Source organism: Mycobacterium simiae (genome assembly GCF_010727605.1).
GTDB classification, from domain to species: Bacteria; Actinomycetota; Actinomycetes; order Mycobacteriales; family Mycobacteriaceae; genus Mycobacterium; species Mycobacterium simiae.
Genome location: NZ_AP022568.1, coordinates 1,424,431 through 1,451,017, shown reverse-complemented (window position 1 = coordinate 1,451,017; position 26,587 = coordinate 1,424,431). Strand labels below are relative to the sequence as shown.

Sequence of the window (26,587 nt, the reverse complement as noted above, 5' to 3'; positions counted from 1 at the left end):
CCATTACGCATGGGAATTGAGATTCCTCCCGGCCTGCAGTGGGTCGCGTACCTAGCGGGTGAGAAATGGCCGAAGGGCGACGAAACGGCCATGTTCCAAATCAGCGACGATTGGACTGCGGCGTCACAACAGATGCTGGACGTGGTCCCGAAACTGCAACAGGCTCAATCCCAAGCCGCGTCTGCAGTGACCGGGCAGACCGCCGACGGCGTCGCGGCGCAGTTTCAGTCGCTGCTATCCGGCGATACCTCGATCCAGAACCTCGCGAATTCCATGGCTGCCCTGGGCAGTTTGGCAAAAGAAACCGGCGCGCAGATCCAATACACCAAACTGCAGATTCTGAGCACGCTGGCTATCGCGGCCGCCGAGATCGCCTACGCTCTATCCGCAGTCGATTGGACTTTCTTTGCCTCGCTGGCGTGGATCCCGCCGATAGAGGCGATCACCATCGCGGTGGTGGAAGAGCTGGCGGCGCAACTGGTGAGGCGATTGATCGCTGCTCTAGCAGAGACGCTGACCATGACTGGTCTGCGTCAATTGCTCAAGGACGCCGCGGTCGGCGCGGCGGTGGGGACGGCCATCGGATTCGTTCAGGATCTGGCCATCGAGGTTTACCAGATCAAGGAGGGCGTGCGCAGCGGTATCGACTGGGGACAAGTGGGCGAAATCGCCATTGGTGCCGTGGTGGGTGGGGCGGCGGGTGCCGTTGCACATGGTCTGTTGTCGCACGCCATTGGCGATTCATCGACCATCGTCGGGAAGGTCGTCAAGGGCGGTGTCACTCACTTCGGGGTCGGTGCGATCAGCAATGTCGCGGGCGCCGTCGCCACCGGCGGTGGCCTCGACGCCGACGACATCTTTGGCGGGGCCGGTGCCGGGGGAATCTCGGGCGGGATCCACGGTGCAAAGGAGCATCCGGATGAGCACGGCGGAAGTGACAGTGATTCCGACACTGGTTCCGACACCGACACATTGGTGGGCGATGACGAGGACGATGCCAGCATCAAAACTCTGAGCGGGCCGAATTTCGCTGCACCGCCCACCGACACCGACCACGAACTCGAGACGAAAAACTTTGGGCCGGAAGGCGATTCAGATGTCCCCGCAGGTTTATCCGAGAACGGAACCAACGGGCGTCCACCGGCTATTGACGACAGCCCCACGCGATCGGCAGCGCCATCGAACGGCAGCGCGTCGACCGACCCCGGCCCGACGGATGCGGTGCCGTCCGCCGCCAACGGGTCGTCGACCGCGCAGGGCCAAAATGGGTTGTCGGGCAACGGATCCGGCACCCAGAGCGGTGCGCGGCAGTCCCACGCCGAATCGGTGTCTGGTAGCGGCAACGCCCCCCAGGGGCAGGGGCGCGGTTCCAGCTCGATTGATGCCGTTCAGCCGAATTCCGGCAACGCGACGAAATCGTCGTCGACACTAACCGGTGCAGGAGACGCAACGAGTCAGCACAATCCAGCCAACCGCGGCTCGGGATCCGCCTCCGCGAGCGCGCCTCGGACGGCGGTGGCGTCGTCGGCGGTAGGCACGACTGAAGGCGCGGGCGGCGCCCGGTCGCCCCGTTCGGGCAGTAACACTGGCGCATCTCGCCCGAGCCTGGCTGGGGCGGCGAAGGACCATTCCGGGGGTGGTGCGAGCGTCGCCCGCGGCCCGGTGTCGGGCCCGCCGGTGATTGCCCGGACCACGGACAGTTCTGCGGTCGACAACGCGGGGACCCGGGAAGGCCGTAGCGGCGCCGACGACGAGTCGGTGAGCACCGCCGGCGGCACCGGGCAAGCCACGGCGTCGACCAGATCCGGCGAACCCGGCGAGTCCCCAACGTCGCACCCCGCATTCGACACGCCTCATGACAACGATCTAACTCCGGAACCCGCTCCGGCACAGTCAGATCCAGGTATCACGCACGAGAACAGACCGGCGGACAACGCGCTCCGGGTGGACGACGCGCCACCGGCCGGGTCCGACCACGAGGGCGGCATTCAACAACCGGACATGCAGCCGGACGTCACGGGGTCGATTGGTGATCCGCCGGCGGCGCTGCACCAACCGTCGGAGATGTCCGTCGCCGACAGGACCGGGTCCGCTACTGCCGACCCTGCGGCTATCGGGGACACCGGAGCCGCGGCCGAATCGCCTACGCGGTCAACGCTATCCGCCGTCGGCAACCCAGAAGCCACCGACGCCGCCAAAGACGCGGCGCATCCGGTGCCAGCGGAACATCCCAGTCAGGCCTCCGCGAGCAGTTCCGCTGGTTCCACCGAATCGCGCTCGAATGGTGATGCAGTCGCCCGGCGGGCCGACGACGTCGCCACACGCTCAGTTAAACCACGGGAACTTTTACACGGCCTGCCACCCAGAGATGGCGCGTCGCCTACTCGCTCGCGCGCGGGCAGCGAAGGCGGCGAACATTCCGCACCGCACGAGTCGAAGGGTACTTCGCTTGCGCACGATCAACCAGAACAGCCACTCGCGCTGCGGTTGCGAGGTGGTGCGGGCGAAGGCAACCGCTTCAGACAGCTACTCAACAAACATGCCCGACGTGTCTTCGGTTCTGACCACCAGCACGTGGACAGCAACGAGCTGGTCGATGGTCTGAAGGACAAGGCTCGACAGGTGCAGGCGGATCGGGACGGCCGGGCGCGGCCGCACCCGCACGACGGGTTCGGCTTAGATCTGTTCGGCCTGCGCGAACCCAGCCCCACGCCACCGCACTTGCAGGGCGTGAAGTTGGCCGAGGTTCCCACCGCTGAGCTCGGCGGCCATATCCACGCGCTGGATATGGCCAGACGCGCGGACGATCCGCCCCCGCATGAGTTGGGAATATGGTCGGAGCGGGCACCCTCCGACGGCAACTGGTTCCAGGGTAGCCGTGGCCATTGGCCACGCGACCGGTTGCCCGATCCGCTCGAGATGCCGAAGGTTTTCCACTCGATCTGGTTGGGCGGTTCGGTGACCGACGGCCGCAAAACAACTGACCTGGTTCGCCGCAACCTCGAAAGGCTCAGCAAGGTAGGCCAACGTGAGGGATTGCGGGTGGTCTTGTGGACAGACGTTACCCGCGCCGAATTCGAGCGTCCCGGCAGCGACGCCGCGCGGATGCTGTCCTGGGCCCGGCGTCACAATGTCATCCTGCTGAGCCCGAATGAAGTCTTCCACCGCGACGAGCCGATGACCCTAGCCGGGGAATACCGTTTGGAAAACTCCAAGGGGACGGCGGCCGGGTATACGGCGGCCAGCGACATTCTCCGCTTGGAAATCTTGCACCGGTTCGGTGGTATCTACACTGACCACGACAATCAGGTGCGGCGCCTGGACGGCCTACGAAATCTGCTGGGGGCACCGGGTTTTGCCCTGCATTCTGGTGGCGGCTCGATACCGAACAACTCCGCTCTGCTCGCAGCGCGGGGGCACCCATTCGTAAAACGGTATCTGGAGAGAATCAAGACCAATTACCAAAGGTTTCAGGATCAACTACATCCGAATGTGCACGACTTCGTCGCGAACACGCCTCAGGCACACCACGAAACGTATGTCCGCAACCCTGCACTGGCCATTCGGCGGCGCTCAGTCATCGAGCGAACCGGCCCCCTCAACTTCAGCGAGGTTGCTGGTTCATTCAACCTGCACGACGTGGACGTGCCACGCATCCGTAGTGATCAGCTCTCCGTGGGATCCGCGCACACCTGGCTCAGCACCAAGCCGCGCCGATTTACTCCCGAGCAGGCCCCTAAAGTGCTCGAACATGCCGTTAGCGGCCTGATTTGGGATCTGCGTAATCGACGAGGCGACCTGAATCTCGCGGCGGTCGCGCCACTCATCGAGGGACTGCCCGATCCGGCCGCTGGGTGGCAAGCCGTCGTCAGCTTCATGCACAGCGTGCCCGAGTTACGTCAGCAGGTGCGCACGGTGACATATGCCTATCTGCAGCCGAAGTCGAGCGTGCCGATCATTGGTGATCGCCTTCGAGTCCGTCGGCTGGATCTGCCGGGGTCGGTTCTGAGTACATTCGGGTTGCCCGAGGACGGGCGCATCACCGACCTGAAAGGAACCTGGCGGCGGGCGGCCTTTTCCGCTGCCGTCGAATCCGGGGAATGGGGCACAGCCGCCAGAGCAACGTTATCTGGGAATACCCGATCGCTGTCCGGGGATACCCGGTCGATCTCCCTCGCAGGATTGCGGGACCACGATACCGATAGCGATGAGGTGTTACACGGTCTGGCCGACAATGATTTGGTCGCGCTGGACCAGCCAAGCGATTCCGACCGACCGTCCGCGCCACGGGAGGAGCGGGCGGACCAGTCCGGGCCGTTGCCCGAGCCTCGGGGTGCTGGACGATCATCCTCTTTCCCCCACTCGCACAGGTCAATTGACGATATCCGGGAATGGATCGGCGACGTCAACAACGATGGCGATGCCACGGTTGCGCCCGCCGGGCCACGACTAGCGAACTGTGCTCCCGCGACAATTGTGGTGCATGACCAATTGTCGGGCATAGCCAGCTTCCGGCGCGCCTACGTGGGCGGATTGCTCGGCGACCGTAGGCAGACTCATGAACTGACCCGTGATGAGCTCGCCGCGGCGACTGGCCTGCCTTTCACGGAGAGTAATCCTGACGAAATCGCCGATCGCCTGGTGGGTGATGGACCGGGCGCGCACACCGTGGTGGCCGTCAAGTACCGAAACGGCCAGCAGCACAGTTTCAATGCCTTCTTCGACGGCACACAGGTTCACGCCTTGGATGGACAGCACGGCACGATCACACACTGGCCGCCGCACTTGGATCGCGTCGACAATCCCGTTGACCAATGGTTCATGGGGACACGGTCTGACGCCGCCTCGGGCACGGGTGCCATTCAACACGACGCCGCCGAGACGCCGGCGTCACCTGCCCCGTTGCAGGGGCTGCATCCGGCCGCTGCTGCCAAATCTGGTGCGGCCCCCGAGCGAACGGGATCCGCGCACGCACAACACGCCGGCCCAAATCCTCCGCAGCACAACGACACCGATGCGGCTGGCGAGACGACGCATGGTCCGGCCTCCCGGTTGCGCGGCGGCTCCACCGGAGCCGCCGATCTGTTCGGAAGTCTGAGGTACCACGCCGACCGGGTGCTGCGGCCGCGGGTCGATAGCGAGGAGAGCAGTGAACTCATAACCGATCTGGACGCGCAGGCCGATCGTATCCAGACGGAGCGGGCGCGAGGCCAGCGTCGGCCGGCAAGCGCCGAGGATCGCTTCGGCCCCGACCCGTTCGGCTTGCGCGATCCCGCGCCGACGCCGGAAGTCCTGCGCAACGTGCGTCTGGCCGACGTGTCGACCGAGGAACTGGGCAGTCATCTTCGCTCACTGGATCTCGCAGGTACCGGTGAGGACAAGGAACCGAGCCACGATCAAATCTGGTCCGAGCAGGCGCCGCCCGACGGAAAGTGGTGGTGGCCGGAGGATCTCCCCGAGGGTTCCGACCCGTTGCCGGATCTGCCACCGCTGCCGGAGCGGCTGGAGATGCCCAAACTGGTGCACTCCATTTGGCTGGGTGGCCCGCTGACTGATGGTCGCGGCGCGACCGAGGAAATACGCCGCAATCTGGAGGAGCTCAGCAGCAAAGCTCAAACCCAGGGCATGCAGGTGGCGTTGTGGACCGACGTTACCCGTGCAGAATTCGAAAAGAACACGGGCGATGTTGCAGCAATGCGCGATTGGGCGCGCAGCCACAACATCTTTTTGCTTAACACCGATGAGGTGTTCCATGGCGGTGAGCCCATGCGCCTGGACACCGAATACCGGCTGGAGACGGGGAAGGGCACCCCCGCCGGATTCACCGCCGCGAGCGATATTTTGCGGTTGGAAATCCTCTACCGCTTCGGCGGCATTTACACCGACGGAGACAATAGGGTCTACGACCTCGCAGGATTGCGCGGCCACCTCCGCGCTCCCGGGTTCGCCGCACATGGCACGCCGCCCAACCTGAATAATTCGGCACTGCTGGCAGCGCGCAAGCACCCGTTCGTTGCAAGCCTGCTCGATACGATCGCTGACAACTACCGACTCCGTCAGGACGAATTGCAGGCACACAACCATGTGACTATCAATTCTCGCCGCCAACACGCCGATCATTACGTTGGGCGAATGGCCCTCAGGCGGCGCTCTGTTACTGAGCGCACGGGCCCAACCAACCTAGAGCCGGCCAGAGAGCGGCTTGGCCTCACCGAAGTCGTCCCGCGTATCCGCGAGGACAAGATTCAAATGGCCAGCGCTAAAACATGGCTCAGAGACAGCGTGCGGCGTTATCCGCCCGAGAAGACTTCGTGGGTGTTGCAACACGCGATCAGCGGATTGATTTGGGATCTTCGCAATCGGCGCGGTGACCTCAACCTTGTTGCGGTGGCGCCCCTGATCGAAGGCCTGTCGAATCCCGCTGCAGGATGGGAGGCCGTGGTGGGGTACATCCACCGGATCCCGCAATTGCGGCTGCAGGTGCAGTCGGTCACCTATTCACACATCGAATACGACGATTCCGCGGTGGAACACCTCGGCCGCGACCGAGAGCTTGAACTGCCCCAATCGGTGCGAGACATGCTCGGGCTCCCACCGCATGGGCAAGCCTCGGATGTGCCGGGAGTGTGGCGGCGGGCCGCGTTCGGAACCCAAGTCGGCTCTCCCGATTGGTCATATCTCACCGTCGACTTCCCGTCGGGTGAACGCCAGCACTTCACACCGAATTTGGAAGTCGACGCGCTGGTTGCCCACCTGCGTAACCTCGGTGACCAGTGGGATGTGGAAGTGTCGGTCGAGGGCGGTGGCGCCGCGGTGTTCAACAACGCGGGTATGGACAGGGCAACCGCCGTGCGGCAGTACCTCGAGCCTCTCATTGGTAACACGGGGATCAAATGGAATGATCCAACCAGCCGGGGGCCGGGACCGACCAAATCACCGGTACCGCCGGAGGTTCTCGAGAATCGTCGTCAGGTCGTCGTCTCGTGGAAGGCGAAACCGACTGGGCCGGCGGGAGAAATTTTCTCCGAGGACGAGCTCGACGAAGGGCATCGGACCCGCGGATCACGCGGTCTGTTTGCCGACACTTTGCGACGGCTACGCCGCGGATGGTCTGGTGGACCGTCGGATTCGTCCCGGCCGGCGGTGTTCGCGCCCTCCGCCGGACCGGGGACGGGCTATGTCGCAGAGCAGTTCGATGCTACGGATCTCGATGATGTGTTCAATTGGCGCACAGGGCCGGCCGACGATTCCCGCGACGACCTGCTGCGTGGCCTGCCCGGCGACGATCAGGACACGCCAAAAGCTGAACCCGGCCCGAAGGAAACGCCCGCCGTCGCGCTGCAGCCTTCGCCGCCTGCTGATCACGTTCCCGCGGGCGCGCTACCCGCGCCGGAGGGACAAAACGAGATTGCGGACGTCGATCGGTCGCTAACCCTGGACCGCAACCCAGATCAATTGCCGACCGACAGGGCTGCCACGACCGCTGAAGCGCGGGCTGTCGAGACAGCGCCCAAAGCGAGCGGCGCCGGCGTCATGGGGGATCTGGCAGCGCAGAAGCCGGCCCGGGAGGACCTGGTTGCAGCGCCCGGCGTGTCCGTGTCCGAAGACCGGCCACGCGAGCTGCCCGACGTCGCCACTTCAGTGGATGCCCGTGCGCCGAAGGTCGACGAAGCGGATGCTATTCCGCCGAAAGCTGAGGAATCCAAACCCCTTCCGCCCAAAGCTGAGGAGCCGGCTCCGGTTCCGCCCAAAGCTGAAGAACCCAAGCCTGACCCGCAACTACCCGCTCGGATCGGAAACAATCTGGTTCTCGGCGGTATCGATGTGGTCGAACAATTCCATTCTGCTGATGAGGGACTCAGACACATCGAGCAGCTGGTACGCCGCTTTGGCGGTGCCGAGGCATGGGAAGCGAACCGAGAGCAAATCACCGCGATCTTCTCCGACGACAGTCTGCGGTCGAAGGTTCCCGGCATGCTGCGTGGTGGCCAAACCCCCTCCTACACAGTCAGGCTCGCGTTCGGCCGCACGTTGACTATTGGGTTCCGGGTCGATGGTGCGTCCGAGGAGTCCGAACTTCACTTCAAGGAGTCGATCGATAAGTACGAGTTCGAGCACACCTCGGATCCCACCAATATTGTCGGCTCGTTCGACGAGCGCCGGGGTGTGCTCTACGCAGGTGTCCAGGGCAGCCTTTCGCACCCTGCGGCCAGCGACAGCGCCGCGATCATCGGGTCCCGGACTCATGATTCGTCGTTACGAAGCCAGCGGGCGGATCGGCAGATCAGCGGCGGCCAGACGGCCGAGCCCGGTACCCGCTTTCACGGAACCATCAAGGCGGCCATCGACTACCGACTCAGCAGCGACCCCGGTACAGTCCACACTCACGAGCTCAGCTATCACACGCAGGTGGTTGTTCCGACCCGGGACGTCACCGATCGACGTGTCACGGTAGAACCGGCACCGGGAGAGGCAACCACTACCCCGGCGTCTGAACCTGGTGGCCCGCCGAAGGTGTTGGCCACTCACGCGCTGACCGGTTCGGACATCGTGACCAACTTTCGGCTGCTGCCCGACGATCCGCCTCCTCACGCGCCGCGACCAGAGACCCCGGCGCGGGGCCCGAGTCCTGAGGCGATCGCCGATTTTGTCAACGGCGCGAGCATGCGGCGGGCGTTCGAGAAGGCCTACGGCAAGCTGGCCCAACAAGCGATCGACGAAACTATCGGCTGGCTCACGATCGAACAGTTGCAGGCCAACTTGCACGGCATGAGCAACAAGCAACCACTGGTTCTCGAGTTCGAAGGTCTCCCCGGGGCGCGGCTGGAGGTGCATGCGTTTGTCGAGCCGCTCGGCACTCCGTCCAGCAGTCGAGCGGCGGCCGAGGGCTCGGGCGGCAACAAGACCCCGATGATGCGCGCCACCGGCAAGACCAAAGAGACCGAGTTCCATTACGGCACGGAAACCGACACCTCTGCGGTGCATCAGGACGCGGTTACGTGGTCGGCCCAGGTACCTACGCCCGGCCGGTTCCGGGGCCAAGGCGGTTCCGATGCGGGTCAGGTGGAGGGCGGCTTGGACGGCGCTTTCACTCGTTCGCGGGCACATAACGAGACGGACAGCCATCAGTTCCGGGTCCGAAACACGTTGAAGAATCCAGCACCAGGGCAGGCCTGGGAGGGGCAGGTCCGGCTTCGCTTCGAGATGCATTCGCGGGATGCGGTGTCGCCGTCCGGGCTCGACGCACCGTTCAAGGGTGCGGTGCACGAAACCCGCGGCCGCTTCGACGTAATTATGGAGCAATTCGAAAGCAGCCCGACCCAGGACTACATAGGCACGACCGTGTGGGCACCGCCCAGCCGGATCTGGGGCGAAGGCCCGTCGACCGAACGAAATTCGGTCGCCAAGTCACCCTGGTGGCGACTAGGCACAGGCGGGCGCCACAGCGTTACCGACGCCGCGGGTACGGCAAAACCCGCGTATCAGCCGGCGCCGCCCGTGATCCACCGCGGTGCGGGCAAGGGAGATACCGTGCCGCTGCGGGGCCTGGGGAGCATGGATCGAGTTACCAATTTAGACTTGAGCGGCTTTCACGGAATGCTAGATACCATGGGACGCCGGGCATTTGGTAACGACTGGAAGAACGTCCGATCGGATGTTTCCGCTTGGTACCACCTCAACCGCGTGCGTAGTTCGCTTCCCGGAATGACCCAGCACAGCCCGTTGACTCGTACGCAGTTGTCCGGGCGCGGCTCGAAGGCCAAAGCCGCGCTGACTGCCGACTTCGAGCGCCTGACCTTCCGTAGGGTAATCAACACGCTATCCAGCCCCAGTACGGAGATCACTCAGGGCAAGGCCAGCACCACCGATCGGGGCCGGCAGACATCGGTGCAGGGTGCACTTGGTGGGCGCGGCGGTGAGGTCGAGGGCAGCAAGGTCTTGGGCGAGGTGATAGCTGGCGTAAACCGCACCGTCCGTGACGGCGAGCGCGTACGCGACCAGGAACGCGTCGCTGTGGCAACCAAATTCGACCAGCCGATGGCCATTTTCGAAGGATGGGTGCGAATCGACGGAACCATGACCGGCTCGAAGGCGACCGTGCACGAGTCCGGTCTTTTCCCGGTTGAGATCGCGATACCCCTCACCGAGCTCCAGGGCTCCCGACAACACGACTCTGTGTTGCCGCCCACCTTCACCCGGGACGCCCCTACGGGGTTCATTGACCACCCACGCAACAAGCCGGCCGCCGAATCGGCCCAGCCGGCGGCCGAACCGGTCAGGCAAGTCCCCGAACCGGTCCAGCCGGCGGCCGAACCGGTCAGGCAAGACACCGAGGCATCCGTCGCCCGTGCGAAGTCCGACCGCCGTCGCGAAATCAGTTATGTCGTCGACAGAGACGCCAGGGACAATCTAGATGCCTTTCCGATGATGGAAAGTCCGGCCGACGAGGCCGCCCCTACCCTTCCAGTGACGGGTGGTTCAGCGCCGGCCCGCCGGGACACTTTCGACAGCACGCTCAGCGATCAAAGCCGCTTCGAAGGCGGAATCAACCGCGCAGAGACCTTCGACAGCACGACGCCCCTATTGCCGAAACAACAAGGGACGGTGGACAACACGGCCTCCACGCGCACCTTGCTCACCGACGTCGCCGACGGTGCGGTCCCGACTTCTCCTCCCCGGATCGAGCGCCAACCGCTCGACTGGACTGCTCCGCCCAAGGTGACCGGGCCCCGCCCGCCCGATCACGCCTTCCAGGAAGGCTGGCATCCCTCCGATATGCTCGTCGGTGTCGACCCCGCGAGTGGTCTGGTGGAAGCAATCCGCCAGGACCTGACGCCAGCGCTCGGCGACTCCTTGGATCACGCGATGACGGGCCTGTCGGATCAGTTCGGCCCGAGCGTGTTGCTTGCCCGGCTCACTCACGAGTCCGGCCGGGAGTGGCTCCACGACGTTCCCGTGCCGGGCGGAAAAATCCGCGTCAAGGTTCGGCCAGTACGCGCGGGTGACCGTGACGATTTCGAATTCATCGGTACTGCAAGGAAATTCGAGACGGACCTGTCGATCGAGTCGCAGTCATCAACGGCGCGCATCCACGGCGACATCCTGCGTGCGGTCAAAGGCGGACGGATTCAGATTCCGATCCCGCACGGTTCAGTGAGTGTCCAGGTAACCCATACCACCTCGGTGCGCCCGAAAGGCGGTGCGGTCGAGCGATCCGAGCACGGTTCGGGTCAGCCGAGGGCTGTCGACTTCCCGAGCTCCACCGGGGAATCCGAGAATCGTATCCCGCAACGAGTGCGGACGACCGAGGAACATCAGTTGTTCCGGCAGCCAATCCATTTCGAGATCACCTACGAGCATCACGGCGTTTCCGGCACTCGCTTGAAAGGCCTACCCGAAGCGCCCCAACCGGTTCGGCTCGGCGGTGTCTTTTCGTACCCCAAGTCCGCCCCAACCGCGACCAAGACCGAGTCCACCGGTCGAGAGCCAGGCGGCGCCGGTCCGTCGGAGCGGCAGCCTCCGCGCCTCAAGGCGGAGCAGACGGTCGTGAAGATCCGCCCGCACGCGGGACCTGGCCCGAGGATTGCCAGCGAGCGCTCCGCCGGTGAGGATCACGTGGCGACTCATATCCTTGATTCCCTGATGGCTCAGGGTAAATCAGTATTCGGGGCCAACTGGCCCAAGGTGCGTGCCGAGCTTGCCGAACACGTGAGGACGATGGCAGTCCAACGCGACCTTGGCCATTACAGTCGCGGCGGTACGCAGGAGATTCGCTTGAAGTCGGTGCCCGGCACCGTCGTGCTCAGTGGCCACCTCGACACCTTCGATATCGCCGACTCGAAGGCCACCACCGAGTTCTATAGCGGCGGCCAACAATCCCATACCGCGGGTGTGTCAGATTCTAAAGTCAGCAATTGGCAGGGCTACGTGCAAGCGCAGGGCGACATTCTGCCCACCGGTGACACCGTCAATCTCTCTGCGCTGGGCCGTCTAAGCGGCGGCATCGGCACAGAGACAACCAACACGCACACAGAAAGCTCGGCGACCGGCACTGTGTTCCGTCAAAAGGTCCCGACCCGGACCCACGTCGGCACGGCCACCATTGCGGCGACAATGACGTACACGCCGAGCTGGCATCAGTTCGGTGACCAGCCCGCCCAAGGTGTGGCGGCCGCCCACGTCGAGTTCACCACGCGCGAAGGAGCGGGCGACGACCCGCCCCCCGCAACGCTCGCTCCGCGAGATCGGATCGTCACCAATGGCACTGGTGGGCCGAGCCCCGGCCTCAGTCGGGATAGCATTGTTCGCGCAATTACCGATGGAGAGAACTTTCGCGCGCGGACACTCGAGAACCTGAAGCGGGTACCGGTTCCCAAAGTCAGCGAGCATGTCAAGCACCTGACCGATAGTCGTGTGGTCGGCAAGTTAGCCGCGATGACCCGGATTACCGGCGGCGAAGAAGTTGAACTCTTTCGCCAAGGGACGGTGCGCATCACCGGCCGCGCGGAGGTACATGGGCTCGAGTTCGACAAGCTCGAGCGCACAGGCGGGAACGCCTATGTGCTCAATGACGTCAACCGTGGGCGGCAGAATCAGCCGGCCGATACGCGTGAACGCGGAGCACGCCTTCTGTTCGGACCGCATGTGCGTTTTCCTGGCTTCCAGGCCACCCTGCTCGGCGGCGGAGGCGCCACGGGTCGTGAACGACATGCCCCGATCTTCGGTCAAAACGCTAGAGTCGCCGCCAACGCGAAATTCCCTCGCTCCCACGCAGTTTTCAACGCCACCACCCGTATCACCTTGACGGTGCACTACGACGGCGCCAAACACGAGCTTCCCGGAATCGATGTTCACGGGCCGATCTTGATCCCCGAGGCGGAGACTCGTCCCGTCGACGCGCCGTCGCGCCGCGAAGCAGATCAAATGCCTCTGGAGAGCAAGCCGGTTTCGTTGCCGCCCAAGCCGCCTGGGCCTGATTCGGCATCCGATGCCAAAGCGTCCTCATCGGCGCGTCGGGGTGATGAGGTGGAGCCGGGCGGCGGTGCCGTCGACCTCCCCACCAGCGACACGATGGTTACCGGCGAATCAAACCGGCCGACCAACACGACGACTCAAAGATTCGAAGGCGAGCACCTCGCCTTATCGGGAGATGGCCCGAGACGCGAAGATGCATCGGGCGAATTCGTGCCCGCGGCCGCCGCGCCTACGGAGATGGAATCTCGAAACGACCATGCCGCCGGAGGCGAGGACGCACCACGGCGGTTAGGGAACCCGGCCGTCACCGAGGCGGCGCAGCGTCGGCCGCTGACCGATGATGGCGGTGTTCGGCCTCACCCGGTTTCCGGCCCGCATCCCGACCCGACCCACGACGCGCCGGTGGATTCATCGCCTGTCGCTGATGAGAATGACGACCCGCCTGCGCCGTTGGATCGATTTCAGGCGGGTGTCGCAGACGACTCTCCTGCGGTTATTGATCGTGGGCCGGGTCAGCACCCCGGTGTGGTGTCGCATGGGGGTGTGACGACGCCGTTTGATGCGTGGAATGGGTTGGTTGAGCGTGATCCTGGTTGGGCGAATGATCTTTTGACGGCGGCGAGGTCGAAGTTTGTTGGTTATGACTTGGGTGGGTTTGATGATGCGATCAGGGCGGCCTATGGGCGGCTCAGCGATGCTGAGCGGGGGCGGAATTTAGAACTTGTTGCCGAGTATTTGCATACGGCTGTGTTGGATCCTGATGGTGGGTGGGGTGTTTCGGGGGGTGCCCGGGGTTCGGGTCGTGGTGAGCAGGGCAATGCCGAGGCTGGGCCGTCGCGTCCGCGGGTTGTTCAGGATCGGTCGCAGCATGTGGGGGTGGCGGGGCTAGATGGTGGCCAGTTCGGTGAGCTGGTGGGTGAGGTTAATCGGCTTCGGGCTGATGAGGGACTTGACGATGTGCATGAGTCGGCGATTGAGCGGGTGGTTTCCTCAGTAGAGGGTGTGGATTTCGGGCGTGGGCCTGAGGAGTTGGCTCGGGCAATTGTGGTGGGCCTTGACGATGCGCCGCCGCCGGTTACGGGGGGTGAGGCTGGTTTTGTGATCGGTAGGGTTGGGGAGCTTTTGCAGGGTCGGGGGCGGGTGCCGGCTGATGCGGGGTTAGTGGAGAACGCGCATGCGGCGTTGACGAATGCGCAGCGGTGGAGTAGTCCGGCGCATCGGGCTGAACTCATCGCGGGGATCTTGGAACCGGTGCAGCCGGTGGCCGCGCATTCCGGCGGTCATAGCCCGTCGCGGTCTTTTGCGAATCCGACACCAGCGACCCGTCACGCCCCCGGCTTGCCCGTGGCACGCACCACCGAACCCCCCGCAGACACCCACCATCCAACAACCACCCCCCACACACAAACACCCGCCCCACCAACGAAGTCCAAACGGGCTCTGGGTAAACAACGGGCTGATGCGATTGATCCGCCTCCGGCCAAACGACCCAAATCGGATCACCCGGCTGGTGACCCGCCGGCATCGTCCTCGAGCAGACAGCCCGACATGACGGCGGAAACCTTCCTAAGCATGTTGAAAAAGCGCATAGCCGAGCCGAAACTGTCGGCGGCAGCCATCGCGAGGGAATTCATCCCGCAACAGGGGGCAAATGGCGCCGAGTGGGTGCGGGACAAAGGCTGGGGCAGGACTCGGTTGAATCTGCCGGGGCGGTTGGCTCAGGCGCCGGACTATCCGGAACACCGCCAGGAGATCCAGCGACTGCTGAACGAAAGCAAGATATATTCCTCGGAATTACCCGAACCAAAGACTCAGCAGAAATACACCGCCGAGCAGCTAGTGAAGGTTCTGCGGGCGTTCGTCCAGCTACGCGCCGAGGGATACAGCGGCCAATTCAACCACGCGTTGGAAGCCAGGACGGGAGTTCCGAGCAGGCAAATCCTTACCTGGATTCGTGCGGACGGTAGCCCTACCGGGCGGACGAATTATGGCAGCCTGCCCGGATATGCGGAGCAGCGCGAAAACTTGAGGAGCGCCTTCCGCGAACTGGGCCACGATGCGACCAATAATTTGCCCGAGACAGCGGGGCCCACACGATCCCCGATGACGGCCGAAATCGTGGCCTTCGCATTGGAACGGTTAGCGCGGAATCCACATACAACTCTGACGGATATCGCAGCTGAGCATGGCCGCGTCGGTCCGACGGCGTTGAGCCAGTACGTTACTGCGGGTTCTGGGGAGCTGCGCAACGTGAGTGGGTTGACGGCAATGCCCGACTATGACGAGTGGCGCGAGTCGATTGTGGCGTCGTTACGCGCATTGGACCTGGATGAACAGGCCGACAATCTGCCCATCATGATGCGGGCAACTGATTTTCTCGATGCGTTTAGCAGGAGCCGCTCGCAGGTCGCCAATGCCATCGGCCTGATGCGCAACGACCACACCTTGTCGGCGAGGGCGGCAGCCCGGCAGGCCGGCGCCCCGGTGGTGGCGTTCGAGGTAGCCGTCGAAGCGAGCCGGAACGGACCCAGGGTCCGTAACCAAGACGGCGTCGAGGCCCGCCTGCACCATCTGCGGCCGAGTCAGCGCGCCGGCCTCACCGCGGCGCTTGACAGGCTCAACAGTCAAGTGGCCGGCGACGATACGCGCCACGGGCGTTTGACGGCGGTGTCCGTCGGGGGTAGCAGGTGGGATCCGGAGCGGGTATTCCTCGTCGAAAATGAGGCGGTATCGGGGGCCACCCGGTCGCAGTTGGGCGATCTGTACGAAGATAACCGCGCACTGGTGCGCGGTCCGCGTTCCTATGCCGACGATCGTGGAGTCCAGGTGTTGCGCTGGATGTCTACGGCGCTGCGAGAACACTTCGCGGAATCGGGCGAAGTCCAGGCCTACTTTGACCGTGAGCAACAAACGATTTACGTGTCATCGAACACCAACGCGGGCAACAGGCAAATTCGCGACGCCCTCGAGCAACCGGATCTATCAAATCTGTGGAACGAGAACGCCATCGAGGAAGATCGGCGCACCACCGACGAGGACGCGGCGGCGCGCGCTACTCGTCACCAACGCAAACTGCGAGATGCGCTGACGAGCTTGAACAATCACGACGACGAAGTAAGTCGTGAAATTCTGCAGGCGATCCGGGAACGACGCTTCGTGGTTCCTACCGAGTCCTACAACGAAGGGCATGGGCGCACTTTGGATCTGCACGCCGAGCGCCGCATCTACGAGATGCTGCGAGCCAACAATCGCACAATGGACCTGACATTGCTAGCGGGAACGATGCGTGCCTGTGGCGACTGTGCCGATGCGTTAGGTTTCGATGACGCTCGGCCGCGCGGGCCGTTCTGGCGGAGCCGTGCGGCGGGTGCATTCCTCAACACTGAGGCAACTATCGCGAGAAACAGCCGCGACGGTGTTCCCAGCCACGTCACCGGCACACGTCGGGGTCGCGTGACCAACAAATACAACACCGAGAGCGACTCAGATCACCGGGACAACGCTCCTAAGAAGCACCGCAAACGCAAATGATGGACGTACGCGACCGTCAACGAGTTTCGTACGGCCAGGCTTGACGTGAAAACCTCTCCGACACGGCACCGGCCAGTCCGAAATACGCCCGCCGCGTAGCGGGTTTGAGCAAACCGAAGTCGAATTCGGCTCCCTCGGCTAAATGCGGTTCAAACGGGATGATGTGCGTCGACCGGCACCTTGCCTCGAAGTGCTCGACCACTTTGTCCAACTTCAGCGCCGCCGCACCACGCTTGGGTTTGGTCAACACCACGTGGGCTTCGCGCACCAATGCGCCGTGGCCGTGCTGGGCCAGCCAATCCAGCGTCGCCGACGCGCTGCGTGCTGCGTCGATAGCCGGAAAGCTCACCAGCACAATCACATTGGCCAAATCCAGCACGCCGGCCATCGCTGAGTGCATGATACCGGTACCGCAATCGGTGAGGATGATGTTGTAGTAGTGCCGCAGAGTGTCGACAGTGCGCCGGTAATCGGTTTCGCCGAACACCTCGGCCACCGCGGGATCCTGCTCGCTGGCAAGCACCTCGAGCCGGCTGGGCGCCATTCGGGTGTGGTTGCGAACATCCGCATAGCGCCTGATGTTTCGGTCCCGCAAGAGATCACGCACGGTGGACGATGTCGACGTGTCGGGGACCCTTTCGGCCAGTGTGCCGCGATCCGGATTGGCGTCGATGGCGATGACGCGGTCGGTGCGTACCGTTGCCAGCGCCGAGCCCAAACCCAATGTGGTGGTTGTTTTGCCGACGCCGCCCTTGATGGAGAGCACCGCGATCCGGAAATCGCCGACGATCGGCCGACGGATCTGCTCGAACAGTGCGTCGCGTTCGCGCTGGCTGCGCGAAAGTCCGGGATTGAGCCGCCGACCGGTGATGGTGTACACGGCTCGACGCCAGCCCGATGTCGGCGCATTCCGATCGCGATTGATGATTTGGGCCTCGTCAAGCGAGGGCGCGAGCAGGAATGGGTGCGGTTCAGCACCATCCGCGCGCGTTGTTGCATGCCGGGCCAATTGTTCTTGTGGTGCTCGCACCTGCCCGGGCGCGGGCATCCGTGGCGGTGGTGCCTGCCACCCGGGTGGGGGCAACGGAGGCAGACCGGGCGGCCACCCGGGGGCCGGCGGCAGTGGCGGCCAGGGCTCCGCGTCCGGTGGCGGATCGTGGGCGAGTGCGTCCTCGTGATTTGTTGGTGATCGGGTCGCCATCGACGGCGCTGGACTGTCGGGAATCGACTCGAATTCGATGTCCATCGGAGAGGCCGCCGACTGCCAGGGCGGCGGCGCCATACGCTTTGGCGCCGCCGGCTTTAGCGGTTCGGCGCCGCCCTGGTCATGGGCTTCGGCAACGCTCTCGTCGTAGCCTTCGGCAGCGTACTCGTCGTGGCCTTCGGCAGCGTACTCGTCGTGACCTTCGGCAACGTACTCGTCATGGGCTTCAGCACCCGCCATCGGCGGCGGTTCCGGTTCCACTTCAGCTGGGCGTGCGAGAAAATCGTCGTCGCCGCCACGGAATGCGTTATCCGATTCCGGTTGCGGCCTTTGTTGTTGCGTGCGCTGGGCTGCCACCCGAGCCAGCAGCCGTGCGGCCCTTGCTTCGATCTCGTCAAACTCGTCCGGCATCTCTTCGAATCCGTTGCTCACTCGTGGTCCCTACTCCGGCTCTTGGCCACCGTCAGGGCGACCGCTGCAAGTGCTGCGCAGGAAGCGACCACCACCAGCGAGATGTCACGCGCTCGGGTGTCGCTCTTACTCAATCTGGGAGGACCACTAATAGGGCGGCCCGCAAGGGGATCCGGCATATCTCGGGCCGGGGGCAGGTCGGCCGTCAGGGCAGCCACCGGGTCGATCACACCGTAGCCCGTTGCGGCATTAGGACCGGTCTGCGGTGTCTGGGCGGTCCGCTTGATCCGCGTCATGACTTCGCCGGCCGTCATCGTGGGAAAGCGGGCGCGGACCAGGGCGACGAGGCCCGAGACCAACGGAGCGGCGAAGCTTGTGCCATTGACCGGCACCAGGCCGCGCTGCGGATCCTGCCACGCGTTCATCAGCCCAGGGCCATTGGGGCTCAACGAAATCAATTGTTCGCCGGGTGCGGCCAGGCTTACCCATGGACCGTGTAAGGAGAAGTCACTGGGTTGTCCATTCGGTGCGACCGCGGCGACGGCGAGAACATACTCGCGAAACCATGCGGGGCTGGCAACCGTACGCACCGAATTCCACGCGTCCGCTAAGGGAAGGTTGGGGTCGCGCACCTCGTTCTGTGCGCTGCACAGGCCCTGCGTGCTGACGTTACCGGCGGCCGCGACCACCACGACGTTGCGCTCGAATGCGTACCGGACGGCTTGCCCGACCGCGGCATCGTCTAAGCCGCCGCCAACCGGAGCGCATGCCGTCTCCGAAAGATTGATGACCGTCGCACCCATGTCCACTGCATGCACGATGGCCAACGCCAGCGTCCGAGTGTTCCCGTAACCGGGTGACACCGCATTCGGGTCGCCTTGCGCAGACCCCGTTCCTTTGACCGAGTACAAGTCACTGTTCTGGCGGATCGACAAGATGGCGGCATCGGGTGCTACGCCGGCAAAGGCGTCGTCGGGACTCGGTGCCGCGGCGATCAGACCGGCAACCAAGGTTCCATGCGCGTCGCAGTCCACCAACCCGTCTGACGATGACACGTAGTCGCCGCCGGCTTCCAGCGCATGTAGTCGCGGGTTGGGGGCCACACCGGTATCGATGACCGCAACCTTCTGTCCTGTTCCGCGCGAAAACCTCCACGCACTAGTGTAATTGAGCATTACGTCGGCGCTGGGGCGAAGCTCGAGCCGAGTGCCCGGCGACAGCGTGCCCACGCCGCAGGCGGTTTTCTGCTCGGTCGGGTCCGGTGGTGCGACGGCCCCGGGGAGCGGGTCCCCGGGCGGTATCGGCGGCGGCCCGATGGCCGCTGCCCGTGCCGGCGCAAGAATCGGCACCACGGCAATTAGCAGGACGGTGAGCAGCCGCGCCCAACGACTCATCCGATGCCCAACCGTTCGTAACCACCGACTGCCCATGTCGCCAGCGGGATCAACGCCGCGGTGATCAGGTAGGTCAGGTACGCGGACACGGTGTTCGGCCACGCGCGCAGTCGGCGGGCCGAAGCACTTGTGCCGATGACGACGAGCACCATGGTCGCTGCCAACAGAACCCCCCACGCGACCAGTGGCATCGGCGGGCTACCGCCCCGCGCCTGCGCGCAACTCAGGACGGCCAACGCAATGGCCGGTATCGCCAACCCGGCTTTCTCCTCCGCATTAACCGGATGCCGACTGTAAAGCCCCAGAGCCGCCGCGCAGCTCAACGCGAAAACGAAGGCAGGCCAGTGCACCGGGGCGTACTCGAGCACGGCTAGCGTCCCGAGACCGGCGCTGACGGCCAGTCCGGTGTAGATCGCGGAACGGGTCAGGGTCGCCGCCCGAAGACCAGCCCAAATGCCCTCCGCGCCAGGGGGTATGGCGCTGCCGTCGGGCGTGGAATCTCGCCCGGACGCGTCGCGACGAGAACGGCGGAGATCCAGCCTGCGGACCGCGAGGCAGCCCAGGGTCGCGACCGATGCCAGTCCGGCGCCCGCCAGGTCGGCGCGCACGCCCGCGGCCCACACCGTCAGCGCGAGTCCGGTGAGGCCGAAAGTCACTCCCGCCGCGAGGTACCCCCAGTGGCCGATGCCGATGACGCGATGCAGCGTTGCAGATAGTGCCACCATGATTACGCAGCCCGCAGTCCACCCATAGCCATCCAGCCCATGCAGCCCCACCCATACGACCGCCGCCGCGATCGGCAGGACCGCCCACCCCAGTGCTGTTGCTATATCGGACTGTTGATAGGAGCGGTGGGCCAGCGTAGCTGCACCGACGAGCACAATCGCCACCGCCGCCGCTAATCCCACCGTGGCAGCACGATTCACGGCCGGCACGTCGCTGAGCAGAAAGTAGACCCATACCCCTGAGGCCAGATGTACACCGAGGAACGCCATCCAGCGCGCCGCGGCGGCATCCCATGCGGGGTGGCCGGATTTGTTCAAGCGCGCGGCCGCGTCCACCACGTCGTCATGCAGTGTCGGAGGGATCAACGCACGCCGCGCGGTGAGCCGCAACAGCGTGCCCTCGGTGACATCGGCATCCCGCAATGTATCGGCCGGTGACAGCGGCGTCGTGCTGCCGAAACGGGTCAGCACCCAAACATTGTGCTTGGCCTCGTTGGCGAACGGATCATCGGAGGCGCCAGACTGGGCCGCCGCGTCGTCCAGCGTGCGCTTTAAAAGCTCCGGAGTCAGGGCAGCGATCGGCACATCGAGCGGCAGCACTACGTCAGCCTGGATTTTGTTGCACAGCACCGATACTCGCACCTGTGAGGATGCGGCGGAGACGAGCTGGCCCGGCGCTGTCTGCGGTGTCGTGGTCATAGGTCGGGCATTCCGGACAGCTGGATCACGTCGCTTTTCAATGTGCGCGAGATGAGCATGCCTCGACCGGGTGGCATCTGCTGGGCCTTGTATCCGAACAGCGCACCCTCTTCCTTGGTGCCGCTCATCACCAGCGCGTTGCACGAAAGATCCTTGAGTCGCCCGATGACCGGATCCATGATGGCACGTGCTGCACCGCCGATGCGACGCGCGACGACGACACGAAGCCCGATGTCCCGGGCCTGGGGGAAGTATTCGACTATCGGGCCCAGCGGGTGATTGAGCGAGCCACCGGGAATCAGGTCATAGTCGTCAATCAACACGTGAATGTCGGGGCCTTGCCACCACGAGCGGTCTTTGAGTTGCTGCTGGGTGATGTCGCTCGGTGGCAACCGATCTTTCAACGAGGCGGCCAACGCCGTCATCAGCTCGGTGCAGGATTGTGCCGCGGTCGCGTACCCGCCGAGGTAATCGTTGTCGACGACGCCGAGCAGCGTGCGCCGAAAGTCGACGAGGACGATCTTGCAGTCCTGCGGTGAGGTGTTTTCCATCAACCCCTCGGCCATGTTGCGCAGCAGACCAGTCTTACCGCATTCGCTGTCCCCGAGCACGACGAAGTGCGGTTGCGCGTTGAAATCGACTACCACCGGGGCCAGCTCGGTTTCGTTGATGCCGATGGCGACCTTCGACTTGCCCAACATGCCAGCGCGTTTGGCGGCATCGACGACCTCGGTGCGGTCGACGCTGTGCGGGAGCATACGCACCGGCGGGGCCTGCCGGTCACCATACGCTTCACCCACGGCCGCGCAGGAGTTCGCCACCCCAGTGGGCAGATCCTCGATGTTGGAGCTGGAGTCCAGGCGAGGCAACCCGATCAGAATGTGCAGCCGGCCGGGGCTCATGCCGCGCCCGGGTCGGCCTATCGGAACCAGTTCAGCCCATTTGCGGCCGATGTCGCTGTCGACCGGGTCGCCCATTCGCAACTCGATGCGGGTACCCAGCATGTCTTTGACAGCCGGCCGGATCTCCATCCACCGGCTGGCCGTCACCGCGAGATGGACCCCGTACGAAAGGCCACCGATTGCGATCGCTTGCAGGGCGGATTCAAGCATATCGAAGTCGCTTCGTATCGTGGCCCAGCCATCGACTACCAGTACTACGTCGCCAAACTTATCTTGGCTCAGCGGGTCTCGAGCCGCCACGTCCGGGGGGAGACCGGCCAGTTGGGCCTTACGCTGGCGGAAATCGCGCATCGATTCGATGCCCAGGTCCCTGAATCGAACCTCGCGTTCCCGTAGCAGGCCACTGATTTCCGCTACGGTGCGGCGAATCCGGTCGGCGTCCATGCGCCCCGCGACGCTGCCGACGTGCGGCAGGCTCACCAGGCTGCCCAACGTGCCGCCTCCGAAATCGAGGCAATAGAACTGCAACTGCTCCGGGGTGTGGGTGGCTGCCGCGGCCATGATCATGGTGCGGATCGCCGTCGACTTGCCCGATTGCGGACCACCCACCACCGCGACATTGCCCTGGGCGCCGGAGAGATCGATCACCAACGCGTCACGTCGCTGGTCGTAGGGGCGATCCACCACGCCTATGGGTAGCCAGAGCCCGCCGGTGAGGTTTCCCGGGTGACTCCACTCTGTTTGGGGCAACAAAAGGTTGACGGCGGGGCTGGCGTCCAGGGGCGGCAGCCATACTTCGTGGGCGCGCCGGCCATGGCCCCGCAGCCTGCCGACCACCACGTCGAGCAGGGTGGTCTTGGTCGGACCCGTCGCCGCGTCTTGCCCGGGCTCACTGTCGGGCTCGTCGACAGGCTCGACGGGGACTGGGTCCTTGTCGACCGGGGTCGCGGTGAACAGCTTGGTTGCTTGCGCACCGAGACGTGAGCTCCGCCCGCCCCGTGCCGACGGGCGGGGGCTGACGTACTCGCCGGAGACGTAGGACGCGTTGAACCGGATGGGCTCGTCGGCGTCGCACTTCAGGAAACCCGAACCGGGAACGCTGGGCAGGTGATAGGCGTCGGGGACGCCAAGTACGCTGCGTGACTCGCCCGCCGAGAACGTCTTCAGGCCGATCCGGTACGACAGATGGGAGTCGAGTCCCCGCAGCTTCCCCTCTTCCAACCGCTGCGACGCCAGCAACAGGTGGATATGTAACGAGCGCCCGAGCCGGCCGATCATGACGAAGAGTTCGGCGAAATCCGGTTTCTGCGAGAGTAACTCGGAGAATTCGTCGACAACGATAAACAGCGCCGGCAGGGGATCGAGTTCGGCACCATTGGCCCTGGCCCGCTGGTACTCGGTGACGTTGGGGAAGTTGCCCGCCGAGCGCAGCAGCTCTTGTCGCCGGTTCATCTCGCCGGCCAACGCATCGCGCATTCGGTCGACCATCGTCAACTCGTCTTCGAGGTTGGTAATGATCGCCGCGATGTGTGGGGCGCCGTCGAGACCGAGAAACGTTGCCCCACCCTTGAAGTCGACGAGGACCAGGTTCAGTGCCTCGGGTGAGTGGGAAGTGATCATCGCCAGCACCAACGTGCGCAGGAATTCGGACTTGCCCGAGCCGGTCGCGCCGATGCACAGACCGTGCGGACCCATCCCGCCCTCGGCGGATTCTTTGATGTCCAGCTCCAGCGGGTTGCCGGCGGGCGTGAAACCGACGGGTACGCGCAGACGGCTGCGTGGCGTGGTTTGGCGCCACACTTCCTCCGGAACGATCGCCGCCGCGTCCGGAATCCCCAGTAGCGCCATCAGCCCGGGATCGCTTGCCCGGGAATCTGATTCGAGACTCACGATATGAGCCGCGCCGCCGAGCTGGTAGCGGCTGAATGCCCGGGCGGTGGCCTCGGCCTCGGCAAGAGTGAGGCGGTCCGGGGTGGCGAAACGCTCGGTACCGGCCGCCGTGCGGGCGCCGACATCGTCGTTTTCTACGACCAGTTGCAGCCCGCGTCGTGACATCGGCCCGTCCCGAGGGCCGTTGAGGTCCAGAATCGTGACACTGTCCAGCCCGGCGTCGGTCAGCAACCGTTCATCGCCGGTGACATGGCCATCGTCGATGACGATGACGAGCTGTTTGAGACCCTGGGTCGGCTGGCCGTTGCGGGTGAACCGCCCTCGTTCGGAGAGGTCGCCTGCCAGCGAACTCTCCAGCAGCTCCAGCGACGGGTAGAGCATCCGCAGCGCGCCGCATCCGTCCCGCGCAGACGCGTGTTGCACCTGCGGAAGCCATTTCGTCCAGTTCCAGCTCGGGCTGTCCGGATCGGCAGTCACGACAGCGATCTGTAGGTGGTCGGGGCCGTGAAAGGCGCAGAGCTCCAAGACCATCGAGCGCACCAGCTGCTGGCTGAGTTGGCGGTCGCCTTCGAAGCTGACCGCCGGGAAGGCACGAAGCGAAATCCCGGTCGGTAAGGCGTGCACCACCGAGTGGGCGGTGACGAAGCGTCGCAGGGCATTGGTCGATACCGGTTCCAGGTCTTCGGGCGGTCCGGTCTCCGGGGCCACCAGTCGTGTGGCCAGCCGGTGTGTGCCGACGCCGACTCGCACGTGACAGAAGTCGTGGTCGGTTGGTCGGCGTTCCCACATGCGGCGGGTGCCGGCGACGTCGATCAGGGTCCGGGGGTCGGGATGGCTCCACTCCAGTGCGGCGCGCTGGGCTTCGCCGGTTTCTTCGGCATCGTCGCGCAGGCCCGCGAGATAGCTGAAAAAGTCCTTGCGTTCCTCGTCGAGTTCGGCCGCGGCCTTGCCCGGCTTGCCGCCACCGCCCAAGAACATGCCCGCCACCGAGGTGACCATCATCATCGGGAAGATCAGGAACATCGGGTTGCGAGTGACATCGCGCCCGCCCACCGTGATCATCAGCGCGATCATCCCGACACTCGCGACGACCATCATCAGCGGCATCAGCTTGGTCAACAAGCTGCCGGGAATGATGCGCGGCACTTCAGGTGGCGACTGCAGCGCGACTTCACCACCGGGCATGCGTGGTGGTGCGACGCGCAAGCGCCGGACGAATCCTTGCCTAGCCAAGCGACGTTCTCCTGAATCTGCGGCCGCCCTCGGGCCTGATCGAGATTCAAAGGTATTGTCAGACCGCATGGTTGGCGAGGGGAGGCTTTGCCAATGACGTTACCGTCTCAGGTGTCGAAGTTACCGTCGGCGGCATCGACGTTGGGCTCCGAATCGGACGACGAGCAGGACCTCAGCCGGATCACCGTGGTCGTCGGCGGGCTGCTGATCGACGTCGGTGTACCCGGCGCCGTCAGTGCCGCGGAGGTCATCACCGATGTCATCGATTTAGCCAACGACCGGCTTGCCGAGCGGGGCGGCAGCGTCGAGGAATTCGACAATCCCGAGGGCAAGTGGACATTTGCGCGTCTAACCGGTGAGCTGATCGACCCGAATCGATCGTTAGCTGCGGCCGACGTGTACGACGGCGAGCTGCTGTTGATCCGGGAGATCGGCGCTCGAGAACCCTGCGCTCTCGTCGACCAGCTGGTCAGCCCCCCGGAATCCGAAGACAACGCGAGATGTCGCTTAGCTGAGCAATTTTCGGCGACGGGATGGTCAGGATGGTCGATGGCCGGCCTCGCGCTGGCGGTAGCGACCGGAGTATTGGTTCGCGGACGGTTTCTCGCGCCGTCGGTCGCCGGCGTGCCGGTCGCCGCCGCCATGGCGTTAGCGGCCGGATTCGGATGTGTCCTGGCGTCCGCGGTGATGCAGTTGCGGTCGGTCGACGCACGCAAGTGCACAGTGCTCACTATCGTCGCACTGCCGTTGATCTTCTGCGGTTCGCTACAAGTGGTTCCCCAGGCGCGTGGAGTCCAAGCCCTGCCCGCCGCGCTAGCGCTGACAGCATTGGTCGCGTTGTTGCGGCTACTGGCTTCCGGACGAGCCCGATCTCTCTTCACTGCTGTCATCGGGTTGGCGGTATTCGGTGCTCCGGCGGCCATCGCGCCGCTGCTGATAGGTGCGTCTCCACGCTCGGTAGGTGCGGTTTTGGCGACCGTCGCGGTGCTCGCCGTGTACCTGGCGCCCAGGGCTACGATCGTGTTGTCGCGATTGCCCGTGCCACGTGTTCCCACCGCGGGCGAACCCCTCGATGACATAGAAACGCAGGGCGGCACCGCCGTGGAAGGCGTCAATGCCGTCGGCAAGCAGGTCATTCCCACCGAACAAGGCCTGACGGAGCGAGTTCGGCGGGCACGAGACCTGCTCACTGGATTGGTCGCGGCGGCCGCGATGGCGGCTATCGCCGGGTGTTACTTGGCTCTTGGCGTTGACCACGGATTATATTGGCACGGATCACTTTTCGCGGTAACCGTGGCAACGGTGCTGTGTTTGCGCGGCCGCGGTCATCACGACCTGGCCCAGTCGGCGGTGTTGATCGGCGGTGGCCTGACGATTGCACTGATCGTCATCGTCAAAACAGCGACGTTAGTTGACGGCGGGGGTGTCAAGGCCGCCGTTGCGTTGGCCCTGTTGACACTGTTGCTGCTGGCCTGCGGGCTGATCGCGCCCGGGCGGGAGTTTTCACCCGTGCTCCGCCGTCAGGTGGAGGTGATCGAATACATCGCCATCGCGCTGGTCTTTCCGCTGATGTGCTGGATCGTTGGCCTGTACACGTTCTTTCGTCAAATCCGAATCTGAGGC

General features: G+C 64.5%; 5 protein-coding genes and 1 pseudogene. 2 read left to right on the top strand and 4 right to left on the bottom strand.

What is annotated here, in order from left to right:
- The first annotated feature begins 9 nt into the window (after positions 1-9).
- On the top strand, positions 10-16,506 hold the full coding sequence (locus G6N33_RS06565; RefSeq protein ID WP_163771483.1) for a WXG100-like domain-containing protein: 16,497 nt from the start codon (positions 10-12) through the stop codon (positions 16,504-16,506).
- Positions 16,507-16,522: 16 nt separating this feature from the next.
- On the opposite strand, the pseudogene G6N33_RS27845 reads toward G6N33_RS06565, so the two are convergent.
- From G6N33_RS27845 to eccCa, 4 genes and pseudogenes are all read right to left on the bottom strand, one after another.
- Positions 16,523-17,797, bottom strand: a pseudogene (locus G6N33_RS27845) (nucleotide-binding protein); the annotation flags it as partial.
- A gap of 341 nt (positions 17,798-18,138) precedes the next feature.
- Positions 18,139-19,515, bottom strand: coding sequence for a type VII secretion-associated serine protease mycosin (gene mycP / locus G6N33_RS06555; protein ID WP_044510041.1), 1,377 nt, complete (start codon positions 19,513-19,515; stop codon positions 18,139-18,141).
- On the bottom strand, positions 19,512-20,939 hold the full coding sequence (eccD, locus tag G6N33_RS06550; RefSeq protein WP_044510042.1) for a type VII secretion integral membrane protein EccD: 1,428 nt from the start codon (positions 20,937-20,939) through the stop codon (positions 19,512-19,514). The genes mycP and eccD (G6N33_RS06550) overlap by 4 nt, the downstream gene beginning before the upstream one ends.
- Positions 20,936-24,964 carry a type VII secretion protein EccCa gene (gene eccCa, locus G6N33_RS06545; RefSeq protein WP_179962668.1) on the bottom strand — a complete coding sequence of 1,343 codons (4,029 nt, stop codon included), beginning with the start codon at positions 24,962-24,964 and terminating at the stop codon, positions 20,936-20,938. The genes eccD (G6N33_RS06550) and eccCa overlap by 4 nt, the downstream gene beginning before the upstream one ends.
- A 93-nt stretch (positions 24,965-25,057) precedes the next feature.
- On the opposite strand from eccCa, the gene eccD (G6N33_RS06540) reads away from it, so the two are divergent.
- Positions 25,058-26,584, top strand: coding sequence for a type VII secretion integral membrane protein EccD (gene eccD, locus G6N33_RS06540; RefSeq protein WP_044510044.1), 1,527 nt, complete (start codon positions 25,058-25,060; stop codon positions 26,582-26,584).
- Positions 26,585-26,587 lie beyond the last annotated feature (3 nt).